This window comes from Acinetobacter sp. ANC 4204 (assembly GCF_002135205.1).
Lineage (GTDB): Bacteria > Pseudomonadota > Gammaproteobacteria > Pseudomonadales > Moraxellaceae > Acinetobacter.
Map to the genome: position 1 here is coordinate 19757 of NZ_NEFZ01000015.1, position 12840 is coordinate 32596.

The following is a 12840-nucleotide window of genomic DNA, read 5'->3' on the forward strand; positions in this document are numbered from 1 at the left end:
TTGCCCAATTGACAGTGATTTTTGAGTAAATGCTCTATTTTTTTAATTTTAACTTGCTTAATATTTTGCATGTGTATGGACACCTGTCAAACAACAAAATGAACAAGGACATAAGAATGAAAAAACTAACCCTCGCACTCGCTGCTTTTTCTGCTTTGGGTGTGGCGTCGACGGCACAAGCGGCTAAAGTGGACATCTGTGTATTTGACTTGCTTGGCAAATCAGGTGAGTCCTATCAAATGGCGCAAGAATGGGCTTTGGCGGCAAAAGGCTGGGGAGCTGAAATTAATTTAATCCCTCGCCAAGATGAAGCCGTTGCCGATAACGACTTTAAAGCAGGCAAGTGTGATGGCGTGTTTATGACCGCTATGCGCGCGCGCCAGTACAATAAATTTGTCGGTTCTATTGATGCATTGGGCGGAGCGCCAAGCAATGCCATTGCACAACGCGCGATTACTTTTGCATTGGATCAACGTAATGCGGCAAAAATGGTGACCAATCTTGGAGGTAAAAAATACGAAGTGGCTGGGATTGCACCTTTAGGTTCGGCTTTTATTTTTGTACGCGATAAAAGCATTAATTCCATTGAAAAAGCGGCGGGCAAAAAGTTTGCGGTTTTGGGCTATGACGATGCGCAAAAAATCATGGTACAACGCGTCGGTGCGCAAGCGGTGATTTCTGATGTGTCTAACTTTGTGGCGAAGTTTAATAATGGTCAAGTCGATATGGTCGGCGCACCTGCTTATGCTTATAAACCCCTAGAAATTTATAAAGGTTTAGGCACAAATGGCGCCATGTTTAACTTCCCTGTACTACAAGTGACCGCTGATTTTGTGATTCGCCCAGATCAATTTCCTGCAGGCTTTGGACAAAAATCGCGAGATTGGTTTGTGAAAAACCTACCGAAAAGCATCGCGATGATAGGCCGTTTAGAAGCAGGCATTCCTGCAAAATACAAAATGAATCTCAGCGCAGAAGACAAAACCAAATATCAAAAAATGTTGCGTGATGGCCGGATGGATATGACCAAACGAGGCATTTATGACCCAGCGATGATGTCGGTGTTGAAAAAAGCTCGTTGCTCGGTGGATAAAGCCAACTTTGAATGCTCACTGGGCGGTGAATAATTTTCTGAATGTATTCCAAGAAAGCTCAGTTTAAATTGAGCTTTCTTTTTTGTTTTTAATCGACTGATTTAAATGGTTTTGATGCCGCTAATTTGTATAGCGCGTAGGAAATGAGTAGTTATGAACCGAGTGAAGTTTCATTCGGGGCATCAAAAAATAACAAAGAGCACAAGTGAGTGACTCATCACAATAAACAACAATAAGTCTAAAGGAAGATGTATGAAACAGTGGATGAAAAGCCTCAGTGTTGGGACATTAGTCGTTTCTGCAACAGCGATGGCACAGGCCAAACAAGTGGTTTGTGTCTTCGATTTGGTTGGCAAAAATGGTGATGTCTATAGCTTGATGAAAGATTATCAGTTGGCGGCTAAAAACTGGGGGGCGGATATTGAACTGCGTGTAGGCCAAAACGAAGCTGTGATTGCTGAGGATTTCAAAGCAGGAAAATGTGATGCGATTAGTGTCACAGGTATGCGTGGGCGTCAATTTAATGCGTTTACAGGTTCACTCGACGCGATTGGCGCGATTCCCGATCTCAATTTAGCAGTAAAAGTCATGCAAGGCTTAGCCAGCCCAGCTTTTGCTAAATATATGGTGAATGGTAAGTACGAGGTCGCAGGTGTGATCCCCGTTGGAGACGCTTTTTTATTGGTGAATGACCGTAGCATCAATACCGTAGCGAAAGCCGCAGGCAAGAAAATTGCCGTTTTAGACTATGATCAAGCACAAAAAGTCATGGTTCAACAAATTGGTGCACAAGCTGTCAGTGCTGATGTCACTAACTTTGGCGCAAAGTTTAATAATGGTCAGGTTGATATTATTGGTGCACCCGCTGCCGTTTTTAAGCCCTTAGAGTTACATAAAGGTTTAGGAACGAAAGGCGCCATTGTGAATTATCCGATTTTACAGGTCACTGGGAATATCATTATTCGCCCGGATAAATTCCCTGCAGGTTATGGACAAAAATCACGGGAATGGGTCAAAGGACAGTTACCGCGTGCATTTGGTATTTTGGGTAAAATGAAAGCCGAAATCCCACAAAAATATTGGATGCAGGTGCCTGCAGCCGATCAACCTGGCTATCAAAAGATGATGCGTGAAGCACGGATTGATCTCACCAACCGCGGTATTTACGATAAGCGAATGATGAAACTGTTATGGCAATTCCGTTGTAAGCAAGCAGCGAAAAACTTTGAATGTGGCTTACAAGATGAGAATTACAAACAATCTTGATAAAATTAGTCTGATTTGACTTTAAATATTCAAATAGGGACCATATATTGAGTATGCTATACTCGAAATATGGTCTTTTTGATTTGAAAGACAGCTGAACCGAACTGAGGAATTTAAGATGAATGCCCAAGCACTTGAACTAAGCGACAATGCCGCAAATAAAGTACGTCAATTACGTGACAGTGAAGGGAATCAAGATTTAATGCTCCGTGTATATGTTACGGGCGGTGGTTGTTCAGGTTTTTCTTATGGTTTTAACTTTGCTGAAAACCAAAATGAAGACGACGCAGAATTTATCAATGGTGATGTGAAAATGTTGGTTGACTCATTGAGTTATCAATATTTGGTCGGTTCAGTGGTGGATTATATTGAAGGTTTGGAAGGTTCACGTTTCGTCGTGCAAAACCCAAATGCAACAACGACCTGTGGTTGTGGTTCATCGTTCTCGATCTAAACCTGACCGGATTAAAAAAGCCCTCATCATGATGAGGGCTTTTTTATGTGCAATCATTCGCTTTCAATCGAGTTTAATTGCATCGAGTAAGTCAAAAATAATCGTGGTGACATCTTGGCTTAAGTCTCGGTTATTAAAAACTTCATAGGCAGTAATCGTGACATCGGTGTCACTCGGTAACAGTTTCTGTTCTTCTTCAATCAAATCATTGATCGGCAAAAGCGTCTGTTTCACTTCCAGATGTAAAATATCCTTAAACTCTAAATTCTCATCTTCAAGTTCTAACAGTTGCTCGTTGAAATAGGGCAATAGAATAGAATGGAGATAAGGTTGAATCTCAACAATATCAAAGATTTCGATATCACGAGTTTCTTCAATCGTACTGATGTGGTCATTTACTTCGATTAAGATATGGTAGTAACTCACATTCGTCTCCAAAGCTTCTAGTGGATATTCAATTATTTACAATAACACGAACCCGAGTCAAGATGTGCTGTGATTGTATTTCATACTCCCATTAAAACTAGGGATTTTTAGTAAACCACCGCTTCAACGGGCATTAAACAACGCAATATCGGCACTTTGTAAACGAAAATGCTGCATATCTTGTTCTTCTAACATGGGATACATCAGTGCCTTGGGGGCATTATGATGTTTCATGCCTAAGGCGTGACCAAATTCATGTGCCAAGGTCATGCGTAGGTCATCATCTGACTCGAACTCATAAATGTGAATTTCTCGCCCATTAAACAGACCTTTATCAAATGGCCGGGGTTGAAAACGCTGATTAAACTGATCAATCGCAAGATTAAGGCCTTGATCTAAGTGATTGAGTTCATTCACTCTTTGATTATATTCGTTAACACGCGTGTTAAAGCTTGCAATTTGTTGTTCTAAAAAGTTTTGCTGTTCACGAAGTCGCGCTAAACTTTGTTGTACCGCAGGCTGTTGTGCGACAGGCACGCCACCATATTGATTGTACTGGCGGATCATGGCGTTATAGTTTTGGTTGAGTTCTTGTAGACTGCGTTGTTGCATATTTAAAGCGATTTCGTGACGTGCGAGATTTTCTTGCATCGCTTTGAGTTCACTATTCTTTTGGCTGATACTGGCTTCATTTTGTGTGAGTTTAGACAGTTGATCGCGGCGTTGTAGTGATTCATCTTGTCTTTGATCATAAATGAGATGAATACTGAGTCGAGCATTAGGGTCATAAACAAAATAATCTTTTCCGAGACCTTGTTTCCAAATATCAGTGGCTTGTTGGCTGATCTGTTTCAGTTCTACTTCACTTAGGTTAAAACGAGGGTCAACTTCTGCAATCCGATAGCGAATACGTTGATCGAAAGGGTGGGTGATGCGATCTAACAATGGATTGAGCCGAAGTTGAGGATGTTGCAGATTTTGATAAAAAATCATCCCTAAAAAGCCAAGTAGAGCAAACAATACAATGAGACGCATATTTTATTCATAGATCGTTGTTTTTAACTACTTTAGCTTAAAAAGGATGATTGCTAAATAAAAATGCGTCAGATTAAGGGCTTTAAATTAGACCCAATGTAGTCAAGCTTTGTTTAACCAGTTGCTCACGTACGCTGGCTGGAATTCCCGTTTTCATGTGCATATTTAAAGAGAAATAGACCTTTTCACAATCGGGATATTCTACCCAGCCTGTCCACCAACCAACTTGCGGTTCTATGTCCATGCCCCAACCTGATTTTGCATAGAGTTTATAATTCGGTTTCTGTTCAATCAGTAGCATGTCTTGTACCGCTTGTTGCACTTCTGGTTTAAATGCAAGCTTTTTATTTGCCAGCTTTTCGACAAAAAGGACTTCTTGGACAGGCGTAATTTGCAGTGGGCCGACTAACCAAAAATTATCGACAACGGTGCCAATCTGTTGATTGCCATATTCAATGCGTTGCACTTCTTTTTGCATCAGGTCTAGACCAATGCGCCGTGCTAGCTCCTGATAAACGGGAACGGCAGATGCCTGCATGGCTTGCCCTAAAGTCATGTCTTTTTCCCATGCAGGAAAGCTACGCTTTTGACCATCCCATTTAAATACTTCGTTAATGGTTGCCTTGTCATGCTCTAGTCCGATTAAGGCATTCAGCATTTTAAAGGTAGAAGCGGGCACATACGGTGTCTGAGCGCGGCTTAGGTCATTGCCGTAGCTGTGTAAGCCATGCTGATCCTTAATGACAATCACTCCCGTGGTTTGGAGTTGATCGAAGGCTTGTTGGATCTGCCGTTGCGCATCTTGCTGCTGCTGGTTTTTAGCTGTTTCTACGGAGGGGTTTATTGTGGTACAAGCAGAACCGAAGGTTGTAATGAGGACGATGAGTCCCAACTGTAAAGTTTTCATTGGTGGTTAAGTTCTAAATTTTTTATCAGGCTAATGTAAAAGTGGAATACGACACAACGTGATTTAGGTAATAAAAAACCGCGCTTTCGCGCGGTTTTTTATTAAAGAGACAAATTATTTTTTGTCATCTTTCACTTCAGTGAACTCAGCATCTACAACGCCATCGTCCGCTTTTTGTTGTTGACCAGCGTCACCGCCGAATGCATTTGGGTCGAAACCTTCAGCACCGCCTTGACCTTGCGCCGCTTCATAAGCACGTTGTGTGATCGGCATAATGATGTTTTGTAAAGCTTCAGTTTTCGCTTTAATGTCTTCTACATCATTTTCTTTCGTCGAAGTTTCAAGCTCAGCGACTGCAGTTTCAACAGCAGTTTTTTCATCGCTTGTTACTTGCTCGCCTAGGTCTTTCACTGCTTTTTGAGCAGAAGATACCAATGCATCCGCTTCGTTACGTGCTTTCGCAAGTTCTTCGAACTTACGATCTTCTTCAGCATTTGCTTCAGCGTCTTTGATCATTGCTTCGATTTCAGCATCAGACAAACCTGAGTTTGCTTTAATCTGGATAGATTGCTCTTTACCAGTGCTCTTATCTTTAGCCGATACTTTTAAGATACCGTCAGCATTGATGTCGAACGATACTTCAATTTGTGGCACACCACGTGGAGCAGGTGGAATGTCGCCCAATTGGAAGTTACCCAACAATTTGTTTTGCTGTGCCATTTTACGTTCACCTTGGAACACAGAAATGTCTACAGCAGGTTGGTTGTCCGCAGCAGTTGAGAACACTTGAGATTTCTTCGCAGGAATCGTGGTGTTTTTCTCAATAATTGCTGTTAACACGCCACCCATGGTTTCGATACCAAGGGTCAACGGCGTCACGTCAAGAAGAAGTACGTCAGTTTTGTCACCAGACAATACCGCACCTTGAATCGCAGCACCCATTGCTACCGCTTCGTCAGGGTTTACGTCTTTACGTGGCTCACGACCGAAGAACTCTTGTACTTTTTGTTGTACAAGTGGCATACGAGACTGACCACCCACCAAGATCACATCAGAAATCTCAGAAGTTGAAAGACCTGCATCTTTAAGTGCAATACGGCAAGGTTCGATGGTACGTTCAACCAAATCAGCCACTAAACCTTCAAGTTTTGCACGCGTTACATTGATCACTAAGTGTTTAGGACCAGTCGCATCTGCCGTGATGTACGGAAGGTTAATTTCAGTTGCATTAGATGAAGAAAGCTCAATTTTTGCTTTCTCAGCTGCTTCTTTCAAACGTTGTAACGCAAGTGGATCATTTTTCAAGTTGACACTTTGTTCTTTCTTGAATTCTTCAACCAAGAATTCAATTAACGCGTTATCAAAGTCTTCACCACCAAGGAAAGTATCACCATTGGTTGATAACACTTCGATTTGTTGGTCACCATCAAGATCTGCGATTTCAATGATTGATACGTCGAATGTACCACCACCTAAGTCGTAAACTGCAATTTTACGATCGCCTTCTTTTTTGTCCATACCGAACGCAAGTGCCGCAGCCGTTGGTTCGTTAATGATACGTTTAACATCAAGACCTGCAATTTTACCCGCATCTTTGGTTGCTTGACGCTGTGCATCGTTAAAGTAAGCAGGAACGGTAATTACCGCTTCAGTCACTGTTTCACCTAAGTAATCTTCTGCAGTTTTCTTCATCTTTTTCAAAATTTCAGCAGAGATTTGTTGTGGTGCTAGTTTCTTATCGTTTACATCAACCCAAGCATCGCCATTGTCTGCTTTGATGATTTTGTAAGGTACAAGACCGATATCCTTTTGAACCGCTTGGTCTTGATACTTACGACCAATCAAACGTTTGATTGCGAATAATGTGTTTTTCGGGTTGGTTACCGCTTGGCGTTTAGCACTTTGACCTACCAAAATCTCACCATCTTTGTAAGCGATGATTGATGGAGTTGTACGTGCACCTTCAGCGTTGTCGATAACTTTAACTTTGTCGCCTTCAAGTACAGCGACGCAAGAGTTTGTTGTACCTAAGTCAATACCAATGATTTTAGCCATTTGGATGATTCCTCAAAAATTTTTGCAATGTTTTTGCTTGTTATTCGATATGAGAGCCGTTCAATTTTTTTCAAGTGATAATGACGAAAAAATTTCACAAACTCTCGAATTTATAAGGCTTATGCGCCAACCATGACCATTGCTGGACGGAGCAAACGACCATTTAAGGTATAACCTTTTTGCAATACCGTTCCGATCTCGTTGGCTTTCGCATTTGGATCAATCCCGACTGCTTGATGCAAATCCGCATTGAAACCATTTGCTGTATCAACTGCGACCACACCAAATTTTTCCAGTGCAGTGAGTAACGATTTCAACGTCAGTTCCACACCTTCAAACATTGGTGTTTTCTCTTCACCCGATGCGCTAATGGCACGTTCTAAATTATCCACTGAGTCAAGTAACTCTTTTGCGAATTTTTCTAGCACGGTGTCTTTATGCTTATCAGATTCACGTTGAATACGCTCTACACTTTTTTGTGCTTCGTATACAGCGTTTGCAGTACGTGCTTTTTCAAGCTTTAAGCTTTCTTCAAGATTGGTAATTTGAGCTTGTAAATCCTCAACTGAAACTTCAGCTTGCTCCGTTTCAGCTTGAGTTTGCGCTGTTTGTGAATCCGCTTGCTCTTGCCCTAGATCTTGAGCGTCTTGATTGTGCTCAGTTGCCATTGATTTACTCCGTTTAAATGGGTTCTTAAACATGTACAGTCCTTCAGGCATCAGTGTTAACTGGGTTAATCTGAACTGCCATGCGTTATTGAATTCAGGATTACTACAAAAGGTCGGGGCAACAGCCAAAAATTCAAGCGGATTGAGCGATTAATTCATTCATTTTGGGCAAAAATTGATTTAATGTTGTGCTGTAGTTCTCAGTTTTAAATAAATGATGCATTAAACGCGATATTGAGAGGGGGGGGGCTAGCTCTTTTGATCGTTAAATTAAATAATTTTTATAAAATTTATCTGTTTTACTTGCTTTTAGTGTAGCCGCATAATGTCTTAGTTAGCAGTGATCATGTTCTGTGGAGAGAGTAGAGCATGGTGGCTGCATCTAAATTTGTAACACTTTTGCCAAGTGCCACAAGCCTTGGCTTTTTTATATTGAACATTTCAAATCCGCTTTTTTCACACTCAAAACGCTGAATCTGTATATGTAAATCCTTGCTTGATTTTAGTCCTGAAGATTACTTCGATTAAACTTTTGGGTTTGAAATGGGCTAAATACATTATTTAATCGTGTATCAACATAAGATAGTTCTGCAATTAAGGGGAATACTTGCAGTGATGTCTTGCTGCTCCGAAATATGAAATACAAGCGATATAATGAATGCAGAATCAGAAAGTTAAACGAATCTTTTTGATCTAGACTTGAGTTGTTTTCAATTTTTATAGGTTAATAAAAAATTGCACAAGTTGTACTGGGAGTTGTAGAAACTACAACTCAAGATGTGTGTAAAAGTTTTTGGATTTAACAAAGATAGGCAGGGCAAAGTTTGGCTTTGCTATTTTGTATGACGTAAAAGGAAATCAAAAAATGTTAAAGAAGAAAACTGCATTATTGTCTCTAGCGCTTTTAGGTTCAGCATTTGCAATAGCTGGTTGTAGCTCAAATGAAACTACTACAGCGCCTGAGTCTGCTCAAGTGACCACTGCACCAGATGCAACAGCAACCGTTGAGGGAAGTACTGGAGTAGAGGTTCAAGCGGATCCTGCTGCTCAGGTTGAACCGATCCAATCTACACCTGCGATAACACAACAATAAAGCTTAAAAGAGAGCGTTCTCTTACATTCGCTTTGTTAAAGACCTTCACTGGATGCCGTGAAGGTCTTTTTTAGAGGGTAAATCACTCAAGCTGCTCCGCCGTGTTATTCATCAGTCTGAAGTGCGATGACGATTTTCTCGTTCTTGACGTGCGTTATCCCAACTTTTGTTTTGATCGCGGCGTTGATCATCGGTACGTTGCTTACGATCGTTATTGGATTGTTTACGTCGATCTTCAGTCCGTTGACGCTCTTGCTCACGACGTTGGCGTTCGGCATTTTGTCGTTGTTGACGTTCAACATCATAACGCTTACGTTCTTGATTTAATCGCTCTTGCTCACGCTTTTTCTGTTGCCAGTCTTGATGACGTTGATTGGCGATCTGTTTGCGCTCAGCTTCAATGTGTTGTCGTTCTTGTTCGCGGTTCTGGCGTTCCCATTCAGCATGTCTCTGGCGATTTCGATCTGCTTCGCGACGTTCGCGTTCAATACGGTTTTGTCGTTGTTGATATTCCCAGCGTTGATGATCACGTTCGTATCGGTCATCATGGCGATCATATCCTCGATCATCATAGTCATAGCGGTGACCGTAGCGTCCGTCATAATAGCCATCATCAGGAAACGCCACACAGCCAACAAATAGGCTGCTGACGAGTGAGAGCAATATTATTTTTTTAGTCATGGTGAGTCTCCTTACAAAAGCGGAATAGCAAAACACTCCTAAATCGGCATAAAAATTGTCAATGACAAGCTCTTAAAAGAAGATTAGCGTATAGGGCATATTGCTATGTATCTTGATGTGAAGACTTATATAAGAGAATGGTCACATAATTACTGATCATGTAGAGAATATGAAGAACGAAAAAAAAGGATATGATTGACATGGTTGGATTGAATAAAACTTTACAAAAGTGGATGGAAAAAGGACAAGGTCATGTTGCGCGAGCAATTGATCATTTACCAAGTACGGCCCAAGAAGGACTAGTGAAAGCGCTAGGTTATCCTTATCCTTTTGAACAACTGGATCCATTCATAAAATGCCTGATGGCTGCACAATATAAACAAGGTAAATCAGGTTTTATTCTTGAGGACTTTCACCGTTCTCGTAAGCTCTTCGACCATCAAATTCAAATGTTGACCAGTAAGCCGACCACTGTCAAATTGGTAGAGGATTTACGCCTACCCCTGCAAAGTGGGACGGTTTTTGCTAGACACTACCATCCTGCACCCAATAAAAAGCTTCCCATGTTGGTATTTTATCATGGTGGTGGTTTTGTGGTGGGTAGCTTAGATACTCATGACGAGGTGTGCCGACTTTTGGCTGTCCATGGCAAAGTGCAAGTGTTAAGCATAGATTATCCTTTAGCTCCTGAAGCTAGTCCGCAGTTATTGATTCAATCTTGTGAAGACGCTTTAGCTTGGGTGTATCAAAACCGACGTCAACTTAAAATTTTGAAAGATCGAATTGCAGTAGCAGGTGATAGTGCTGGTGGCAATATCAGTACAGTGGTGGCACAGCGAAGTGCGGCAAAAGCTTATGCGCCAAGTGCGCAATTATTAATTTATCCTGTGGTTGATTTCAAAAGTCGCCATCCTTCATTCTTTGCATATAAAGACGGACTCACCTTAACTGGGCAAGATGTCGATATGGTCACTGCTTTTTATGCTGACCAGCATCAAGTGGCTTTAGATGATCCTCTAGTTTCTCCTACCTATGGAGTGCTAAAAGGTTTAGCTCCTGCCTCTGTCATTACAGCGGGTCATGATTTATTACATGATGAAGGTGAGATTTATGCCATCAAATTAAAACAGCAGGGCAATAAGGTGCATTATCAAAATTATCTCGATCAACCCCATGGGTTTGTGAACTTCACCATCATTTCTCGTCGGGCAAAAAAAATCACCATAGAAATGGCAAAGAACTTTAGAAAATTCTGGGATAAGAATGCTAAATAAAAAAGCATGAATGTTAAAAAAATAATGTTTCACGTGGAACAAATTTTTTTATTTAACGCGGACTTTGGCTTCTGGAAAAACAAGTTGAAAGCTCGGGACATAAAAACTTTGTAGTGCCTTGGCTTGACCAAAGTCTGGAAAGAGGGTGGTATGGTTTTCCCACTCAAATTTTTTCAGTTTCATTAGCTTTGCGCGAAACTGTGGAGAAAACTCATAACGTTGACCTTGCCATGCTTGCTGTATTTTGAGCATGGAACGTGGAATGTGATGACTATTGATATAAAACGGACGTGCCTTTTTACATTGAGTTAAGGTTAAACGTAGCGTTTGGTTTTGAGTGCTGAGTTGGCATTGTGTTGTTTCATGCTGTGTCTGCCAATCAAACTGGGCAAACTCTTTTGGAATACCCCAAAGTTGTTGACCATGTTCAACTGAAATCTGTGTAGACACATAAATTTTAGGAATCGAGCTTAAACGCCGTTTACTCAGTAAGGGATGATCGAGTAAAAGCAGTTCATCATAAGGACCAACAGGGGATTGATGATAACGAACCAGCATGACTTGAACCACACGGCCAATAGGTGAAGGAGCGATACGAAACGCTTTATATTGTCGAATAAATTGCGGACTGATCCAATAATTCAAAATAAAAGCTTCACCTTGTAAATGCCAAGGTGGAAATTGACTCAATTGAGAAAGGATTAGAGCTTCATTCATCGTTATTCTCGTTTTCTTAGAAGAAGTAGTGTTTTATTTATACTGAACGATTAATATACCGAAATCTAATAACATCTGAATGCTGTGAGTAACGAAATGTTAAAGAAGAGTTTAGTTGCAGTGACGGCTACATGTATGAGTATGGTAGTCATGGCAAATAACACGATTGTTGAAATGAAAACATCAATGGGCAATATCGAGATTGAACTGTTTAACGATAAAGCGCCAATCTCAGCAAAAAACTTTGAAGACTATACGAAAGCTAAGTTCTATAACGGCACAATTTTTCATCGCGTCATTCCGGGGTTCATGGTGCAAGGTGGCGGTATGACTGCTGACCTTGTAGAAAAATCAACACGACCAGCCATTCAAAATGAATCAAGTAATGGTCTATCTAATAAACGTGGCACTTTGGCGATGGCACGAACCAACCTACCGCATTCTGCAACCAGTCAGTTCTTTATTAATGTAGTGGATAATAACTTTTTAGATAAAAGTACCAATAACGCAGGTTATGCGGTATTTGGTCAGGTCACTAAAGGTATGGATGTGGTGGATAAGATCACTAAAGTACCGACAGGACGTACAGGACCGTACCAAGATGTACCGAAACAACCTGTTCAAATTCTCAGTGTGAATATTAAAGCAGCAACAGTGCAAAAGTAATGAAAAAAGAACGTAGAAATATTAAATCTATATTTCTACTTTAAAATTATTAGGTTAGGTTGGTTGTTGTATGTTTTTGAATCTTTTTAGTGCATAAAAATACAACACCCGATAAAACAATCAGTTAAAAGCACTTGCAAAGCTTTAGAAATCCTCTAGAATGCACCCCATACCGACGAGATAGACGGAAACGAACGAAGCACGAAGTGCTGAGTTGTTAAGTGTATTGAGTCCAGCTTCTATCACTGACGAGGTGATAGAAAGATCATTAAGAGATTATGAAGAACAACTTGTGTGGATTTTTACTGATTGATCGATCGAAAATATTTCATTGATTGAATGGTAGAAATTACTCGAAGTTTATTTGAGCGAATTTTTAGTCAGAAAATTGATGAGCCAGAATTGTGACCTTAAGTCACTAAATGATTTTAACTGAAGAGTTTGATCATGGCTCAGATTGAACGCTGGCGGCAGGCTTAACACATGCAAGTCGAGCGGGGGGAG

13 protein-coding genes and 1 rRNA gene are annotated in these 12840 nt (G+C 40.8%); 7 read left to right on the top strand and 7 right to left on the bottom strand.

Features of this window, described 5'->3' with window-relative positions; translation table 11 throughout:
- Positions 1-116: 116 nt before the first annotated feature.
- From B9T36_RS18510 to erpA, 3 genes are all read left to right on the top strand, one after another.
- Entirely contained in the window at positions 117-1127 is a 1011-nt protein-coding gene (locus B9T36_RS18510) for a putative solute-binding protein (protein WP_086210888.1), read from the top strand.
- 231 nt (positions 1128-1358) lie between these two features.
- On the top strand, positions 1359-2360 hold the full coding sequence (locus B9T36_RS18515) for a putative solute-binding protein (protein ID WP_404814617.1): 1002 nt from the start codon (positions 1359-1361) through the stop codon (positions 2358-2360).
- 118 nt (positions 2361-2478) lie between these two features.
- A complete protein-coding gene (erpA, locus tag B9T36_RS18520; protein WP_086210890.1) occupies positions 2479-2814 on the top strand; it encodes an iron-sulfur cluster insertion protein ErpA in 336 nt (111 codons plus the stop codon).
- 63 nt (positions 2815-2877) lie between these two features.
- On the opposite strand, the gene B9T36_RS18525 is transcribed toward erpA, so the two are convergent.
- The 5 genes from B9T36_RS18525 to grpE all read right to left on the bottom strand — a co-directional run bounded on the left by B9T36_RS18525 (position 2878) and on the right by grpE (position 7905).
- Entirely contained in the window at positions 2878-3252 is a 375-nt protein-coding gene (locus B9T36_RS18525) for a hypothetical protein (protein WP_171264512.1), read from the bottom strand.
- A gap of 111 nt (positions 3253-3363) precedes the next feature.
- Positions 3364-4275: a matrixin family metalloprotease gene (locus tag B9T36_RS18530; RefSeq protein ID WP_086210892.1), complete on the bottom strand. Its 912-nt coding sequence runs from the start codon at positions 4273-4275 to the stop codon at positions 3364-3366.
- 82 nt (positions 4276-4357) lie between these two features.
- Positions 4358-5182 (bottom strand): OXA-211 family carbapenem-hydrolyzing class D beta-lactamase, encoded by an 825-nt coding sequence (blaOXA, locus tag B9T36_RS18535; protein ID WP_086210893.1) that lies wholly within the window; start codon positions 5180-5182, stop codon positions 4358-4360.
- A 114-nt stretch (positions 5183-5296) separates the two neighbouring features.
- Positions 5297-7237: a molecular chaperone DnaK gene (gene dnaK / locus B9T36_RS18540; RefSeq protein ID WP_086210894.1), complete on the bottom strand. Its 1941-nt coding sequence runs from the start codon at positions 7235-7237 to the stop codon at positions 5297-5299.
- Positions 7238-7356: 119 nt separating this feature from the next.
- Positions 7357-7905: a nucleotide exchange factor GrpE gene (gene grpE, locus B9T36_RS18545; protein WP_086210895.1), complete on the bottom strand. Its 549-nt coding sequence runs from the start codon at positions 7903-7905 to the stop codon at positions 7357-7359.
- A gap of 865 nt (positions 7906-8770) precedes the next feature.
- On the opposite strand from grpE, the gene B9T36_RS18550 reads away from it, so the two are divergent.
- The gene (locus B9T36_RS18550) at positions 8771-8998 is read left to right on the top strand and encodes a hypothetical protein (protein WP_086210896.1); all 228 of its coding nucleotides are present in this window, start codon (positions 8771-8773) and stop codon (positions 8996-8998) included.
- A 111-nt stretch (positions 8999-9109) separates the two neighbouring features.
- On the opposite strand, the gene B9T36_RS18555 is transcribed toward B9T36_RS18550, so the two are convergent.
- Entirely contained in the window at positions 9110-9679 is a 570-nt protein-coding gene (locus B9T36_RS18555) for a hypothetical protein (RefSeq protein ID WP_086210897.1), read from the bottom strand.
- Between the two features lie 200 nt (positions 9680-9879).
- On the opposite strand from B9T36_RS18555, the gene B9T36_RS18560 reads away from it, so the two are divergent.
- The gene (locus B9T36_RS18560) at positions 9880-10953 is read left to right on the top strand and encodes an alpha/beta hydrolase (RefSeq protein ID WP_086210904.1); all 1074 of its coding nucleotides are present in this window, start codon (positions 9880-9882) and stop codon (positions 10951-10953) included.
- Between the two features lie 48 nt (positions 10954-11001).
- On the opposite strand, the gene B9T36_RS18565 is transcribed toward B9T36_RS18560, so the two are convergent.
- Entirely contained in the window at positions 11002-11670 is a 669-nt protein-coding gene (locus B9T36_RS18565; RefSeq protein WP_086210898.1) for an acetoacetate decarboxylase family protein, read from the bottom strand.
- 96 nt (positions 11671-11766) lie between these two features.
- On the opposite strand from B9T36_RS18565, the gene B9T36_RS18570 reads away from it, so the two are divergent.
- Both B9T36_RS18570 and B9T36_RS18575 read left to right on the top strand, forming a co-directional pair.
- Complete coding sequence (locus tag B9T36_RS18570; RefSeq protein ID WP_086210899.1) at positions 11767-12336, top strand: peptidylprolyl isomerase; 570 nt, start codon at positions 11767-11769, stop codon at positions 12334-12336.
- Between the two features lie 429 nt (positions 12337-12765).
- Positions 12766-12840 (top strand): 16S ribosomal RNA (locus tag B9T36_RS18575); the annotation flags it as partial.